Origin of the sequence: Vibrio sp. A1-b2 (assembly GCF_021726015.1) — a bacterium.
Taxonomy (GTDB): domain Bacteria; phylum Pseudomonadota; class Gammaproteobacteria; order Enterobacterales; family Vibrionaceae; genus Vibrio; species Vibrio diazotrophicus.
This window is the reverse complement of record NZ_JAKKCI010000005.1, coordinates 47947-63992: the sequence shown is the minus strand read 5'-3', so window position 1 is coordinate 63992 and position 16046 is coordinate 47947. Positions and strand designations below refer to the sequence as shown.

Here is a 16046-nt window from a genome sequence, read left to right as displayed (position 1 = left end):
GAGCAATGGACCAACTGTATTTTTTTGCTTTACTGTTTGTCGCAGTTTTTCTTATTTCCCAAGCATTCCTAATGCCAGCGGCTGGCAATAAAGCAAAGCACAAAGCCATTAGTAAGCGGTTGAAAGAAAGTCAATCGCAGGTCGATGAGCAGAGTCGTTCATTGTTGAATGAACATTACATCAAGAGCTTGTCTCCTATTGATCAGAAATTGGTGAGTTACAGTTATTTCGCCAATATGAAAAAAAACCTAGAGCTTGCCGGTATAGGAAAATCATTAACACAAGTGGTTACCTATACGGTTTTAAGTCAAGTATTGGTTCTGATTCTTTTTATTTTCTTAGGCGCAGAACTTTATATAGCTTTTGCAGCTAGTTTTATTGTTTGGCTAATTTTGTATTTTGCTATTAGCGGAAAAATATCAAAAAGGTTAAGTAAATTTGAAGAACTTTTTCCTGATGCTCTGGATATAATGAAGCGAATGCTATCTGCTGGTCATCCTATTACTTATTCGTTTAATGAAGTCGGAAAAGAATTACCCGAGCCGGTTGGCAGTGAATTTAAGAATACGTTTAATCTTTTAAATTATGGTTACGATATCAGATTAGCCATGATGCAAATGGTAGAGCGTAATCCAACCGTATCTATGTTTGCCTTTTCAAGTGCAGTTTTATTACAAAAAGAGACTGGCGGCGATCTGGCTGAAAATTTAGATAAAGTCGCTAAAGTATTACGTGCTAGATTCAAGTTGCAGCGAAAAATAAAAACCTTATCCGCTGAAAGTAAAATGTCTGCTTGGGTATTAATGTTAGCACCTTTCGCTATATTTATTATGTTAAGTGTAATTAGTCCTGGATATTTGGACCCTCTTTACAGTGACCCTCGGGGTCACCGCTTATTGATATATGGTGGGATAGGGTTATTTATTGGCTCTTTGTGGATAAGAAAAATTATTAACTTTGAGGTTTGATATATGCAGGACCTAGTCAATTATCTACAGAATTTTAAATTAACAGAAGAAAACCTCATTCTGCTGATGATAATGTTTGCCAGTATTCTGGTGGTCATTACTATATTCTTACTGGTATTTGGTCGTTCTAAACAGTCTACTGTTCGTAATCGCCTACAAACCTACACAATGGAAGCGGAGATAACAAAGAAAAATAGCAAAATTGATAATGCGCTTGAATCTTTATCACCGATTTTTACTACCAGTAATGCTAAAGAAAAAGAAACGGTGCGTCATCAACTGATGCATGCGGGATTTCACAATGAAACGGCACTGACATACTTCTATGTGACAAAAACACTTTCTACGCTAATCGGGCTTTTTGCCGGATTGCTCTACTACACGTTTTCAGACAGTGGGCAGAATCCGCTGTTCATCTTAATAATCTGTGTTGGAGTCGGCCTCTTTATTCCTAATATTTTCTTACGACATTTAGTTAAAAAACGTCAGTCGCGCATTCGTGCTGGTGTCCCAGATATGCTTGATCTATTAGTGGTTTGTACGGAATCGGGGTTAGGCTTAAATGCTGGCTTGATGCGAGTATCAAAAGAACTTGGCATGTCTCATATGGATTTAGCGGATGAGTTAGATACCGTCTGTCTGAAAATCAAGGCGGGCTACGATATGTCAGAAGCGTTTCAAGGGTTTGTTGAACGAACGGGTGTTGAGGAGTTGGCTGGTTTAATCAGCATGCTGTCTCATGCATCAAGGATCGGCGGCAGCTTATCTCAAACATTGCGTGACTATACAGAAGATTACCGTGACAAGCGAAATCAGGAAGTGGAGGAGATTGCAGCTAAAATACCCACCAAGATGATTTTTCCTCTATTGGTCTGTATTTGGCCTGGATTTTTTATTGTTGTTCTTGGACCGGCAATCATCAAGTTAATGGAAGCTTTTGGGCAATAAAGGATAAATGATGAAAAAATATAACTATGCCACTCTCTTATTGATCTCTCTTATCGCCGGCTGCGCTAGCGATTCCGATAAACAATCTAAGTTTGATAGTGAACTTTATGATGGCAGACCTGTTGAAACCTTTAGTGCAGACGCTGCGCCTCTAACCGAAACGGAAGCGATAAAACGCGGTGACTATGCGTTAAGGCAAAACAATTCTGATTTGGCGCTTTACGAATATATCCGTTCTTTAGAGTTTCCTGACTCACAATATAGCGACAAAACCTTGTATACCATTGGTCGTATACATCAGTCTCGTGGCAATTATGAACTTGCTGAACGAGCTTATCTGCTGGCGTTAGAGCACAACCCTAATAACGTTCAGGTTCTGGAGCAATTGGGTTCGAATTACAGTAAACAAGGTAAAGTTGATGAAGGTCGAAGCTACTTTTTGCGAGCGATTAATGCGGATCAACTGCGTTTGAGTTCCAGAATAAAACTGGATGATGATGCAAGTGTGTCAGAGATAGAGGCGTTAAGCAGCGACAATCTTTCTCCGGCCAGTGCCTACATGGGATTAGGCATACTCGATGATGTCAAAGCGCAACATGAAGTAGCGCAGGCGTTTTACAAACATGCTTTAAAAATTGAGCCTAAATCGAGTAAGGCGTTAATGAATATGGGTTATTCCCATTATATGAGTGGAAATTACACTGATGCGACGCGTTTTACTTTAGCCGCTCTTGAGCAAGAACCAGATAACGAGAAGGCGTTAAACAACTTGGCACTCATTTATTTAGCCAAAGGCGAAACCCAGCGAGCTTTAAATGTGTTTATGCGCCGAATGGATGCTCCAGAAGCGTTGAATAATGTTGGCTATTTCTTAATGCTTCAGGGCAAACCAGAAAAAGCGATCCCATATTTGCAGCAAGCCATCGACAAAAAGACTTCTTACTACAAGATTGCCAATGAAAATCTAGAACGTGCGTTGGCCGAAGTGCGTGCAAAAACACCTGAAAAAGCAGAAATGATGTCTCAGTGACGGTCAAGCCTATCTTTGGGATCTGGCTCAGGATAGGCTTCAATTACCTTCTTCAAATATTCCTGATGGTACCTGAGTCCGTTAACGCAATGTCTGTCTAGCTTGCCGTTGGCAACCATCTTTTCTAATTCGAGTAACGCGAAGGGAACCGACCAAGCTTGTTTGTATGGTCGGTGGCTGGTTAACGCATCGAATACATTGGCAACGGTGATAATGCGGGCAGATATTGGAATGTCTTCTTGGGTTAAACCGTAGGGGTAACCGCTACCATCCAAAAACTCATGATGGTAAGCGACGATCTCTTTTAGTACAGCTACACAAGGGTGATCAGGTGAGCCCATTTCATTAATGATCTTGTTGATGATCTCTACGCCTTTTTCCACATGATCTTTTAACTGATCGCGTTCATCATGTCCCAGTGAGCTAGATTTGGTTAATAAACTCACCGGAATAGACAGTTTGCCGATGTCATGGCATTTAGAAAACAGGGTAATGTTTTCAATGGTTTCATCATCTAATTCGTAGATGTGTGCAACTTCAAGTGCTATGACTTTGGCATATCGACAGATTCTTTCTTTGTGTTCAGACGACTCTTGCCAGTGTTCTTGAGATTGTGAATGAACATGGCTGGCTGAATCGATCAATGAGTGCACTAAGTCATATTCTGACGTCACAACAAAACGAATGATCTCCAAAAAAGGTTTGAGTGCTTCGGTCATGGACTGGTTGAATAAATCTTTTTGAAAAGAATTTAAGAATATAAAACCGATAAACTTCTTGTTTTGGAAAACAGGCACAGCCAGAGATGAGCGATACCCTTGATCTATAAGCCATTTAGAATGAGGGAATTTGGCATCTAGCTGATTTGGAATATCATTTAAATAACGACAATCGCCAGTTTCAGAACAGATTTTTAACGCTGGCAATTCTGATAAGGGAAACTCGTAGTGTAAGAGTTCAAAGCCATGAAAGGTGCTATCAGCATAGGTTTTTAGGTGATCATTCTCCTCATCGTAAAGCGCAAAAGAAATGCGATCGACTTCTGGAGCAGACACGCGCAAACGCTCATGAATATCAGTAAGCTGATTATTCAGAGTTCCCGCAGATGCGAAATAGCTGTGATCGCTATTTTTGCTGTGCGTGTCCATGGCATCTCCCCCTAATTTTTCCTCGGTGACAACTCAATTCATCAACCTAATTACGCAACTTATAGCTACTTAATAAGTTTAGTTGAGATTGCCTTTTTCTGTTCAATAAACAACCAGTAAATGTGCTTCAAAATATTTATGTGAAATCGTTTACCGCCTATAGATAAAGGCATTTGAGCAATACCTTATACCAGCCATAGATGTTTGTTATCTAAACTCCCCTTCTGTATATGACAATTTAGTGTTATTTGTGTAAACGTTTCCACTATGCAGCAGTGATCACAGAATGCTGACGATATAGCCTGCTAAACTCTTGCACATTAAATGAGATGTTGTTTGAGGTAAGTGAAGTGAAAGTATTGGTCACTGGCGGTATGGGATACATAGGTAGTCATACTTGCGTGCAAATGATTGACGCTGGGATGGAGCCGATCATTCTTGATAACCTGTGTAATGCCAAAGAGAAGGTGTTGGACAGAATTAAGATGATTTCTGGTGTAGCGCCAGTTTTTTATCACGGCGATATTCGTGATGAAGCGCTGCTCGACTCCATTTTTGCTGAGCATGATATCAAAGCGGTTATTCACTTTGCTGGCTTGAAAGCCGTAGGTGAGTCGGTGGCTAAGCCTCTCGAATACTATGATAACAACGTTAACGGCTCTTTAGTTCTTGCGCGTTCTATGCGTAAAGCGGGAGTGAAGAATATTATCTTTAGTTCGTCTGCCACTGTGTATGGTGACCCAGCTTCAGTGCCCATTACCGAGTCTTTCCCTACTGGCGCAACGACCAACCCTTATGGCCGCAGCAAGTACATGGTGGAAGAATGTTTATCGGATCTTTTCAACGCAGATCCGAGCTGGAGCATTACTTTACTGCGCTACTTTAACCCTGTTGGCGCACATCCATCAGGCTTGATGGGCGAAGATCCGCAAGGTATTCCAAACAATCTCATGCCGTATATCGCACAAGTGGCAGTAGGGCGTAGAGAAAAACTTTCAGTGTACGGGAATGATTACCCAACACCCGATGGTACGGGCGTTCGTGACTATATTCATGTGATGGATTTAGCCGATGGCCACCTTGCAGCATTGACTCGAGTGGGTCTGAAGAGCGGCTTGCATATCTATAATTTAGGCACTGGTAAAGGCTCTAGTGTGCTCGATATGGTAGAGGCATTCAGCCAAGCTTGCGGCAAAGATGTGGCTTATGAAGTTTGCCCGCGTCGTGCTGGTGATATTGCTGAATGTTGGGCGAGTACTGAAAAAGCTGAGCGTGAACTGGGCTGGAAAGCAACTCGCAGCGTAAAAGAAATGACAGAAGATACTTGGCGTTGGCAAGTTGCTAACCCGCAAGGTTACTAGTTTGAGAGATGAATAAAAGTTATGTCGAATACTGAATTTAACCCTGTAGATCATCCGCATCGTCGCTACAACCCATTAACTGGGCAGTGGGTGCTTGTTTCTCCTCATCGAGCTAAGCGTCCTTGGAGTGGTCAGGATGAAAAGCCATCTGTCGCTGAACTGCCTGCGTATGATGCGAAGTGTTTCCTGTGTCCAACCAACGAGCGGATTTCTGGCGATAAGAACCCAGACTACAAAGACACTTATGTTTTTAACAACGACTTTGCCGCGTTAATGGCTGATTCTCCTGATGCACCTGAAAATGAACATCCCCTATTTAAGATGCAAGGCGTTCGCGGTTTAAGTCGGGTTATCTGTTTTTCGCCGGACCACAGCAAGACTTTGCCTGAATTATCTCCACAAGCGATTCGTGGTGTGATTGATACATGGAATGAGCAGATTGAAGAGCTAGGCAAAGAGTATCTCTGGGTTCAGGCTTTTGAAAATAAAGGCGAAACCATGGGATGTTCTCAACCGCATCCACACGGACAAATCTGGGCAAATAGCTTTTTACCTAATGAAATAGAACGTAAAGACAATAACTTACGAGCCTATTACCAAGAGAATAACTCAAACCTGCTGGTGGATTATGTGCAGGCAGAGTTAAAAGACGGTTCCAGAATTGTCGTTGAAACGGAACATTGGGTAGCGCTTGTGCCTTACTGGGCGGCATGGCCATTTGAAACCATGTTATTACCGAAAACCCACATCCGCCGCATGAGCGAGCTTAGCGATGAAATGCGTGATGACCTGGCTATTGCGATTAAAAAATTAACCAGCCGTTATGACAACCTGTTCCAGTGCTCATTCCCATATTCAATGGGTTGGCATTACGCGCCGTTTTTTACAGATGGTCAGAGTGTTGAACATTGGCAATTACATGCCTTGTTCTATCCGCCACTACTGCGTAGCGCAAGTATTCGCAAATTTATGGTTGGTTATGAAATGTTGGCGGAAACTCAGCGAGATTTAACCGCAGAACAAGCCGCAGAGCGACTACGCTCGTTATCAGACGTACATTACAAAGAACAATAAGTGGAACAATTATGAGCTTAATTAATAGTGTTGAAGCTGCATTTGAAGCAGTACTGGGTTATAAGGCAAGCCATCTTATTCAGGCTCCTGGTCGTGTAAATCTGATTGGTGAGCATACCGATTACAACGATGGTTTCGTTTTGCCTTGTGCGATTAACTACCAAACTGTGGTTGCGGCCTCTCCTCGTTCTGATTCGAAGGTCAAAGTTGTTGCTGTGGATTATGGCAATGCGATTGATGAGTTCGATTTAACTCAGCCAATTACCTTTGTCGAAAACAAAATGTGGGCTAACTACATTCGCGGTGTGGTGAAGTACTTGATGGAGCGCGGTTACTCTTTTAACGGCGCCGATATCGCAGTGAGCGGTAATGTACCTCAAGGCGCGGGTTTAAGTTCTTCTGCTGCATTAGAAGTTGTTATTGGCCAGACATTTAAAGAACTTTACAGCTTACCTATTAGCCAAGCTGAAATTGCCTTAAACGGTCAACAAGCTGAAAACCAGTTTGTCGGTTGTAACTGCGGCATCATGGATCAGCTTATCTCAGCTGAAGGTCAGGCAAATTCTGCGCTTCTTATCGACTGTCGCAGTCTAGAAACCAAAGCGGTTTCAATGCCTGAAGATATGGCGGTCGTCATCATCAACTCGAACAAGCAACGCGGCTTAGTCGACAGTGAATACAACACTCGCCGCCAGCAATGTGAAGAGGCAGCACAAATCTTTGGTGTGAAAGCGCTTCGCGATGTTTCTATCGAAATGTTTAACGACAAAGTAGAGCAGCTCGATCCTGTTGTTGCAAAACGCGCTCGTCACGTAATCACAGAAAATGAACGTACCCTGCAAGCGGCGGATGCTTTAAGCGCTGGTGACTTAAAACGCATGGGTGAACTAATGGAACAGTCGCATGCGTCGATGCGTGACGATTTTGAAATCACAGTTAAAGAAATCGATGCCTTAGTAGACATCGTGAAAGATGTGATTGGCGATCAAGGCGGCGTACGTATGACAGGCGGTGGTTTTGGTGGCTGTATTGTCGCGCTGGTTCCGCCATCATTGGTTGATGATGTGGAAAAAGCGGTTGAAACCCTTTACCCACAACAAAGTGGTCTTACTGCAACCTTTTATGTGTGTCAGGCAAAAGCTGGCGCTGGTTTGATTCACTAGAGGGCGTTAATGATGACCCATTCTTTATTTGAAACAATGACTCAATCACCCGCTTACGATGGCAAGCCTGCAATGCTGGTAGAGCTGACGAATGCGAGTGGTGTGCAAGTTGTGCTTATGGATATTGGTGCAACGTGGTTAAGTTGCCAAATACCTGTCGCAGGCGAAATGCGCGAAGTTTTGCTTGGCTTAAGCACTATGGAAGACTTCAAGCAGCATGGCAGCTTCTTAGGAGTGACGGTTGGTCGCTATGCAAACCGCATTGCAAACTCTCAATACTCTTGGCAAGGCGAAACCTATACGTTAGCAGCGAATCAAGGTGCGCATTGTTTGCATGGTGGTAAAGAGGGTTGGAGTCATCGTCGCTGGAATATCGTCAATCAAAGCAAACAGAAAGTTGAATTCTCAATTTTCTCTGCTGATGGTGATCAAGGATTTCCGGGTAATGCGACCGCATCGGTGACTTATGAGCTTACTGACGAGAATCAGATCGTGATTAGCTACAAAGCATCAACCGATAAAGCGACACCGCTGAATCTGACTAACCATGCTTATTTCAATTTGCTCGGCGCAGAATCTGGCGCAGATATTCTTGACCACAAACTGCAAGTTAATGCTGACTATTATCTGCCAACCACATCTGAAGGCATTCCTTTGGGTGAGCTGGCGAGTGTTGAAAACACCAGTTTTGACTTCCGTACAGCGAAGGCGGTCAAGCAAGATCTATTAACAGATGAACAGCAGAAAAACTGCAAAGGCTATGACCACAGCTTCTTACTTGATGACAGCTGTAAAACGGGACAACCAGTCGCAACCGTTGAAGCGCCTGACGGTTCTCTGTCTATGCAGGTGTTGACCGATAAACCAGCGATTCAGTTTTATGGTGGCAACTTCTTAGAAGGAACGCCTAACCGAAAGGGTTCCACATATAAACAGTATCAAGGTCTTGCTTTAGAAACTCAGTATTTACCGGATTCACCGAATCATTTTGATTGGCCACAGGAGAGTTGTTTTACTCTTCCGGGCGAAGAATACGCTTTTACCACTGTGTATAAGTTCAACGTTTTAGCGAACTATACCTAAACTACTTGGAGTTGCAGGTAGGCGGCAAGTGAGTGAATCCCCATGAACATAGATAACTATTTTGTTTATAAATAGATTGTGATTGGGGTGAACGAACGTAGCCAACGCCTCTGCAGCTTCAAGTAGGAAGGGTATAACCCGTAGGGTGCATAGTGAACCCAAGGGCTGGGGGGATAAGGTTTACAGTTCTTGGGGGAAAGCGATTTTGCCCTCACTTCTGAAGAAGTGGGGGCTTTTTTTGCTTATTGAGACGAGCTTTTAGACGGTGCTTTGTCTACAGAATCTCGGCGTACTAACGTTGGAGAGAAACACATTGGTTCTTGTTCCAACGGTTCATCTTTAGCCAGTTGTAGTGCGAGTTTTGCCGCCTTCTCTGCCATCATTTGAATAGGGTAACGAATCGTTGTGAGGCGAGGGCGCACATAGCGTGCAATTAAACCGTCATCGAATCCGATAACCGAAACGTCTTGTGGTGTTTTCACCCCATTTTCTTCCAGTACCGAAAGAGCGCCTGCTGCCATATTGTCGTTATAGGCAACAACACCGGTAATATCCAAAGATTTAGTCAGTAAGTTTGTCATGGCTTCTTCACCGCCTTCACTGTCTGGAGAGGCGAGTTCCAAATAACTTGCTGGCAGGGAAATGTTGTGTGCAGCGAGAGCGTCTTTATAGCCTTCAATGCGCTGATCAGCATCTTCAATGTGATGAGAAGAACTGATACAAGCGATCTTTTCATGTCCATGGCGGATCAGAAATTCTGTCGCTAAGTAAGCGCCTTTGTAGTTATCTAGAGAGATACAACGATCCGCGAGCTCTGGAATATGGCGGTTGATCAGTACCAATGCTTTAATCTCGTGGGCGTAGGCAATTAGTTCTTCATCAGAAAGCGCTTTTGAGTGAATGACCAAAGCATCACAGCGACTGTTTATCAGCAGATCGATAGCTTGGCGCTCTTCTTCTGCTTCATGGTAACCATTACCGATTAGTAAGTGTTTGCCCGCTTGATGAGCAACATTATCAACCGCTTTGACTAACGTACCAAAGAAAGGATCAGACACATCACTCACTAACACACCAATGGTGTTCGTACTTTGGCTTACTAAAGCGCGAGCAGCAGCATTCGGGCGGTAGCCAAGATCTTTCATCGCTTTCGTTACTGATTCGATCGAAGCTTTACTCGCTTTGGGAGATTTATTGATCACGCGTGAAACCGTTGCCACTGAAACGCCCGCTTCACGTGCTACGTCTTTTATGGTTGCCATGAGAGACCTCGCTACATAAGAAACGTTATTTAACAATGTGAGTGAAAATATGGCAACGAATCCGTTAAGTAATGTACAGATATGAGAGATTAAGCTTAGATTTGAGAAGGGATAATAGAGTGTGTAAACGTTTTTAGTAAACGTACTCTCCTCCTATCCGAAAATAGAAGGAGAAAAGAGATTTAACGGACGCTGGCAACAAGATTATCGATCAAAGCATGTTTAGATTGGCAAACGCCGGCAAGCCTCACGTATTTAGGGCTATGGCGGTCATTGAGCAGTGGATGATGCCATCCGACAGTATGCTGAACGAAGTGTTTGGCAAACGCTTCAGAGACTTCTAAACAACCACAAATCACGGTATCAACATAGCTTTGAACAATCGGACTTTTCTCGCAAGGATGAAGATGTTGCTCGGTGACATACACCCAAATCGGCTTGCTTGGGTCGAACTCATGCTCGGTTTCAATCTGATTTGGCTGAAGAGAAACACGTTGATAGCCACTCTCTCGGCGATCAAACTCAACCAGAGCCGCGTCATCAATTTCCAACAGCACACCGTTAACCTGACCTTCGCCAGTGTTTACGACTAGCGGAGAGATAGCGTAAGTGTCATCAATTTTCCCCCAAGAGCGAACTAGTCCGTGCGCAATAACTGGAATGGCGCTTCCGGTTTGTCCAGTGAGCTGTCGGGAATGTGAATTCATTAGGCTTCCGTAGCCAAAAATATACATGTACTCATCCTATTTGAATCTGTAACTGCGTTGACTGCATTCATTCCCCCTAATTACATAGTGTCCTATGTTCCTAGGGCAGAATTCATTTATTGCCTGTTACTGGTATTAATTTTTCGAGAAAAACTGCAGGCGTTTTAGTATCCAAAACTCTACAGCGAATATTCCTACTAACCCGAAGCAGAATAGTGCAAAGGCAATAGGGGATTCGGTTCCCGGAATGCCTCCAACGTTAACACCTAATAGACCTGTTAAAAAGCTGGTCGGTAAGAAGATAGCTGCAATCACAGAGAACAGATAAGTGTTCTGGTTCATCTTTTCTGCGTGGTATTGGCGCAATTCACCTTTAATGATTTCTAACTCACTGAGGAAGAAATCGAGCGTTTCGTTGATGCGGGTAATGGTGTTTACGCTATGGCGTAAGCGCATATTCTTGAAGTTAGCTAACGGTACATCTGAAGACAAATAGTCATCAATCGCGTACTGCTGAGGCTTGATGAAGCGTTTGATTTTGAGCAGGGCTTTATGAGTGTCCATCATGTCTTCACTTAGCTCTAGCTCACTGTCAAACGCTTCAATTCTGTCTTCAACAGAATTAAGGTAGTTATCGATGTTTTTGTTGAGCCCATCAATAATGTTCAGCACAAGATCCGCAAGGGTTTTTGGTCCTAGACCTTGCTTTAGAGATTCACGGATAGCATTGATGGTTTTGGATGGAATCTTACGAGTAGAAATCAGCACACCTTGATAATACAGAATGCGAACACTGAGCATATCTGCTGGATCGGCATTGTCGTTGAGATTGACGCCTCTTAGTATCAACAGAAAACTCTGTTCGTCATATTGCTCAAACAAAGGGCGCGTATCTTCAGCTAACAAGCTGTCGACAATCGATGCGGGGATAGCGTTCTCTAGAAGCCATTCACGTACCCCCGGTATATCTCGTTGGCAATGATACCAATCATGAGCTTGGAGCGAGGTTGATTTATCCGTTGGTTGAGTTGGTTGCTGCCCTGAAAACTGCCAGTGATCGATTAAAAAATCCATAGTGATCCTTTTGAAGCGTTTGTCTTTTACAAATCATGCTTTTTTGAAAGCCTCTGTTTTGAAACTAGAGCTGAAAATGGCTTTGGTAAAGCTTATGTTTTTTATAAAAAGTAGCCCAAGATGATCTTGGGCTACGGGTGATTGCGATTAGAAGCCACGCATTTGAATGCGGCGCAGGAACTCAGTCATCACTCGGTCGTAAAGTAAGTCGCCCAAGAAAGCATCTTCTACGTGATGGTCAATACTTGGGTTGTCGTTCACTTCGATCACATAGACTTGGCCGTCAATCTCTTTTAGGTCAACACCATACAAGCCGCTACCGATAAGGTTGGCCGCTTTAACGGCGACATCCACAACATTTTTCGGTACTTGTTTTAAATCGAGAGTTTCAAAGCCACCAGACGAAACTCGGCCGCTATTGTGGTGTTGATAAATCTGCCAGTGGCCGCGACTCATCATATATTTACAGGCGAAGATTGATTGGCGGTTCATCACACCAATACGCCAGTCAAAATCAGTCGGCATAAAGGCTTGAGCCAAAATCAGCGCGCTCTTTTCAAACAAAGCGGAAGCTTCTTTTGCCAACTCTTCTTCAGTACGCACTTTTACAACGCCACGAGAGAAAGCGCCATCTGGAATCTTCAATACCATTGGTAATTCGAGCTGAGAAAGCAGCTTCTCTTTCCAGTCCTCATCAAAGCTTTTCACAATTACGCCTTTAGGTGCTGGCACGTTGTTGCGTTGCAATAGCTCGGTTAGAAATACCTTGTTGGTACATTTCATGATCGACTCGGAATCGTCCATGACTACTAAGCCCATCTTTTCTGCGGTTTTGGCAAAACGATAGGTGTAGTTGCTGATGTTGGTCGTTGCGCGGATGAACAGGCCATCAAACTCACCTAGGCGAGATAGGTCGTCAGGCGAAATGGTTTCTAAGTTCATACCTAGGCGGTTTGCTGCACGAGCAAAGCGTTTCAGTGCTGAAGCATCTGAAGGAGGCATTTTCTCTTCAGAATCAACCAGCATTGCCACGTCGTAGCGGTATTTTTTCTCTTGCTTCGGTTTACGCCATACTTTTGTTGAGAACATTTCCAGAGACTCGATGAAGAAGTCTTGCTCTTGATCTTCCAAATCTTGGAATGGGTATGGTGCAATTCGGTTAATCTGCCATTGACCTTGGTACTTGTGCATTTTCAGTTCAATAACAGGCACCATGAACTGCTCGAACAGGCGACGAGCAAGCTTATCCAACCCCGGCTCTGGCGTGCGTCCGAAGTAGATTTTACAGTGAATAGAATCGGTGTTTTTGCACAGTTTATTGAGTTTCAATAAACCGGAAGAAAGCAGAAATGGCTGGTTAATGTCGTTAATTGCCATGACGCGCGGAATAACGCGGTGTCCACGAGCTTCTGCCATCAATGAGCAGTAGTAGCCGTTGCTCATATAATCATAATCACGACACAAATTGACCACTTGAACGCTACGGAAGTTGTTTTTCCAGTCTGCATCAAGGTATTGGGCGACGCTGACAACTTGTTCTGAAGGGAAGTATTGTTGCCAGTCGCTTGCTTGGTCTGTCACGATTAAAAGGTTTGCCATGTTATTTTGATTCCTATTGCTAGAGTCTATATACGCTAAAATTAGATTCCCGCATCACAGTAAACAGCTTTACTGCTCATCACTCCCAACGGTTCGATACGATTAAGTGTAGACAATCGTTCGAATTTTATTGTTCATTACCTAGCTGCATGCTTAGTTGCTTTGGGTGTATTATTGAGTTGCAATCGTGCCAACCATAAGGACATCGTATGGACTTTCGTCTTGCGAAAAGTGCTGATCTCTCTGCGCTTAATGCGTTAGAACAACAGCTATTTGAAGGAGATAAAATTTCTCCTCGTCAAATGAAGCGTTTTTTACACTCCAACCAAGCTGTCATTTTTGTGGCAGATTCTGGTGAGGAATTGGCTGGATATGCATTGCTACTATTTCATCAAGGTACACAGCTATCAAGGTTGTATTCAATTGCCGTTAAACCTGATTTCAGAGGACGGAGAATTGCTCAGAATTTGGTTGAGCAATGTGAGCGTGCAGCTCTTGATCAAGGCTCCACTACATTAAGGCTAGAAGTTCGCGAAGACAATACGGCAGCAATAAATTTATATGAAAAAATGGGCTATAAAACACTGAAAGTCCTGATTCATTATTACGATGATTTTTGCAACGGCCGCCGCTTACAGAAACGTCTTACACCGCACGGTCCGAAAGTGCAGTTACCTATGCCGTTGTATGTTCAAACCACGCCGTTTACTTGCGGTGCAGCCTGTTTGCTAATGAGTTTTTCTTATCTGGATAAAACCTTTGAACCGACACGAATTCAGGAGATGCAACTGTGGCGTGAAGCGACGACCATTTTCATGGCTGCTGGGCATGGTGGTTGTAGCGGACAAGGTTTAGCACTGGCTGCGACGCGACGCGGTTTCCATGTTGAGCTATGGAGCCAGTCTAAGAGCACTCCGTTCATTGATAGTGTACGTGATGCCAATAAGAAAGCGGTGATCGAGCTGGTTCATCAGGATTTTTGTCAGCAATTAGAAACGCAAGATGTGACGACCATTGATGCACCGCCAAGCCAAGAGCAGTTGGAAGAGTGGGTTAGACAAGGTGCATGTGTACTGCTGCTTATCAGTACGTATCGCTTTGATGGTAAGAAGGAACCTCACTGGATAGTATTAAGTGGTATGAGTGAGAAGTTTTTCTTCTTCCATGATCCGCATGCTGAAGGCGAGGAACACGCTATTGCGTCAGCGTTTGTACCACTGGGCAAAAAGGCGCTGTGCCAGATTTTAGGTTTTGGTAAGCAGAAACATACCGCGTGCGTAGTCATTACCCCTAAAGCGTCTTAATTCATTCGTCTTTTGCCTCTCTTGATTCTTTTGGAATCAGAGAGGCAGATTGTTTTGGTAACTATACGTATTGAGCTAAGTAAGCTTTAGTTTGTTCGGTCATACGCGCTTTTTCCTGATCAGATATGAAACTCGCTTCAATCGCATTCAAGGTGAATTGGGCTAACTCTTGGTAAGACATAGGGTGAGCATCCGCAACCGCGTTGAAGTTATCTGTCATGTAACCGCCAAAGTACGCAGGGTCGTCAGAATTGATGGTGACACAAAGCCCCTGACGCAGCAGTTGCACAATGTTGTGCTGTTCCATCTGCTGAAAAACTTTCAGTTTCAAGTTCGAAAGAGGGCATACCGTCAATGGCATACGAGTTTGTTTGAGTTCTTCCACTAATGCTGCATCTTCAACACAGCGCACACCGTGGTCGACACGTTGTACACCCAAAAGGTCGATAGCGTTACGGATATTCATTGCTGGACCTTCTTCACCTGCATGAGCGACAGTAATAAACCCCGAGTTTCTCGCTTCACGGAACACATTCTCAAACTTCTCCGGCGGGTGACCTTGCTCTGAAGAATCCAAGCCAACACCAATGATTTTATCTTTAAATGGCAATGCCTGAAGCAAGGTTTCCATCGCCGCAGGTTCGCTCAAATGACGTAAGAAACACATAATGATTTGGCTAGAAATACCTAACTCTTGCTGTGCTTTATCCAGTGCACGGCTAATTCCATTGATCACGGTTTCAAATGCGATTCCACGGTCGGTATGAGTTTGTGGGTCAAAGAAAATCTCAGTATGGATAACGTTGTCTTGCTTGCAACGAAGCATATAAGCCCAAGTAAGATCGAAGAAATCCTGTTCGTGAATCAGAACGTTAGCGCCCTGATAGTAGATGTCGAGAAAAGACTGTAGGTTTGAAAACTGATAAGCAGCATGCACTTCTTCTGGAGAAGAGAAGGGGATGTCAATGTTGTTGCGTTTTGCCAGTTCAAACATCAACTCTGGCTCAAGAGAACCTTCAATGTGTAAATGAAGTTCAACTTTTGGCAGTTGTTGGATAAATCGTTTCATATATGCTCTTAATCCTCATGTGATTAATCGCTTTTCATCTTGAGTGGTGTTTTACCTTTATTACCTTATAGGTATGTGAGGTAAATGGGGCCCATACAAAGAGAAAGCGATAACCTATTCGCTTAACTCTTCGTAATCAGAATTTTACGGATTCTGGTAGAGACCCCCACACCGTATCAGTGGGGTTATACGAAGCAACTTTTACTATTTTCAAATCTACAATCAGTAAGTTTTACTGTTAGATTTGAAAATAAGA

The 16046-nt window shown here is 43.5% G+C and carries 14 protein-coding genes and 1 riboswitch; of the genes, 8 read left to right on the top strand and 6 right to left on the bottom strand.

All coding sequences use genetic code 11. From position 1 onward, the window contains the following. Window positions 1-5: 5 nt before the first annotated feature. The 3 genes from L3V23_RS12890 to L3V23_RS12880 are packed head-to-tail and all read left to right on the top strand — an operon-like array spanning window position 6 to window position 2946. Window positions 6-968, top strand: a complete 963-nt coding sequence (locus L3V23_RS12890; RefSeq protein ID WP_102966239.1) for a type II secretion system F family protein — start codon at window positions 6-8, stop codon at window positions 966-968. 3 nt (window positions 969-971) lie between these two features. Next, a complete protein-coding gene (locus L3V23_RS12885) occupies window positions 972-1916 on the top strand; it encodes a type II secretion system F family protein (RefSeq protein ID WP_102966240.1) in 945 nt (314 codons plus the stop codon). A gap of 10 nt (window positions 1917-1926) precedes the next feature. Beyond that, window positions 1927-2946 carry a tetratricopeptide repeat protein gene (locus tag L3V23_RS12880; protein ID WP_237292413.1) on the top strand — a complete coding sequence of 340 codons (1020 nt, stop codon included), beginning with the start codon at window positions 1927-1929 and terminating at the stop codon, window positions 2944-2946. Here L3V23_RS12880 and L3V23_RS12875 read toward each other — a convergent pair. Continuing rightward, window positions 2940-4094, bottom strand: coding sequence for an HD domain-containing phosphohydrolase (locus L3V23_RS12875; protein ID WP_102966242.1), 1155 nt, complete (start codon window positions 4092-4094; stop codon window positions 2940-2942). The genes L3V23_RS12880 and L3V23_RS12875 overlap by 7 nt on opposite strands. A gap of 350 nt (window positions 4095-4444) precedes the next feature. On the opposite strand from L3V23_RS12875, the gene galE reads away from it, so the two are divergent. The 4 genes from galE to galM are packed head-to-tail and all read left to right on the top strand — an operon-like array spanning window position 4445 to window position 8775. Beyond that, the gene (galE, locus tag L3V23_RS12870) at window positions 4445-5455 is read left to right on the top strand and encodes a UDP-glucose 4-epimerase GalE (protein WP_102966269.1); all 1011 of its coding nucleotides are present in this window, start codon (window positions 4445-4447) and stop codon (window positions 5453-5455) included. Window positions 5456-5476: 21 nt separating this feature from the next. After that, window positions 5477-6529 (top strand): UDP-glucose--hexose-1-phosphate uridylyltransferase, encoded by a 1053-nt coding sequence (locus L3V23_RS12865; RefSeq protein WP_102966243.1) that lies wholly within the window; start codon window positions 5477-5479, stop codon window positions 6527-6529. An 8-nt stretch (window positions 6530-6537) separates the two neighbouring features. Beyond that, on the top strand, window positions 6538-7692 hold the full coding sequence (gene galK, locus L3V23_RS12860; protein WP_102966244.1) for a galactokinase: 1155 nt from the start codon (window positions 6538-6540) through the stop codon (window positions 7690-7692). Between the two features lie 12 nt (window positions 7693-7704). Then, the gene (galM, locus tag L3V23_RS12855) at window positions 7705-8775 is read left to right on the top strand and encodes a galactose-1-epimerase (RefSeq protein WP_102966245.1); all 1071 of its coding nucleotides are present in this window, start codon (window positions 7705-7707) and stop codon (window positions 8773-8775) included. A gap of 242 nt (window positions 8776-9017) precedes the next feature. Here galM and L3V23_RS12850 read toward each other — a convergent pair whose 3' ends face one another. The 4 genes from L3V23_RS12850 to L3V23_RS12835 form a co-directional block, all read right to left on the bottom strand. Next, a complete protein-coding gene (locus tag L3V23_RS12850; RefSeq protein WP_042484318.1) occupies window positions 9018-10037 on the bottom strand; it encodes a substrate-binding domain-containing protein in 1020 nt (339 codons plus the stop codon). Window positions 10038-10219: 182 nt separating this feature from the next. After that, a complete protein-coding gene (locus L3V23_RS12845; protein ID WP_102966246.1) occupies window positions 10220-10771 on the bottom strand; it encodes a gamma-glutamylcyclotransferase family protein in 552 nt (183 codons plus the stop codon). Between the two features lie 108 nt (window positions 10772-10879). Continuing rightward, window positions 10880-11818, bottom strand: coding sequence for a zinc transporter ZntB (locus L3V23_RS12840; protein WP_102966247.1), 939 nt, complete (start codon window positions 11816-11818; stop codon window positions 10880-10882). Window positions 11819-11965: 147 nt separating this feature from the next. After that, on the bottom strand, window positions 11966-13417 hold the full coding sequence (locus L3V23_RS12835; RefSeq protein WP_237292412.1) for a RimK family protein: 1452 nt from the start codon (window positions 13415-13417) through the stop codon (window positions 11966-11968). A 209-nt stretch (window positions 13418-13626) separates the two neighbouring features. Here L3V23_RS12835 and L3V23_RS12830 point away from each other — a divergent pair, with 209 nt between their 5' ends. Then, window positions 13627-14721 (top strand): GNAT family N-acetyltransferase/peptidase C39 family protein, encoded by a 1095-nt coding sequence (locus tag L3V23_RS12830; RefSeq protein WP_102954151.1) that lies wholly within the window; start codon window positions 13627-13629, stop codon window positions 14719-14721. 61 nt (window positions 14722-14782) lie between these two features. On the opposite strand, the gene L3V23_RS12825 is transcribed toward L3V23_RS12830, so the two are convergent. After that, window positions 14783-15790: an adenosine deaminase gene (locus L3V23_RS12825; RefSeq protein WP_237292411.1), complete on the bottom strand. Its 1008-nt coding sequence runs from the start codon at window positions 15788-15790 to the stop codon at window positions 14783-14785. A 113-nt stretch (window positions 15791-15903) separates the two neighbouring features. Then, window positions 15904-16003: riboswitch (purine riboswitch) on the bottom strand. Window positions 16004-16046 lie beyond the last annotated feature (43 nt).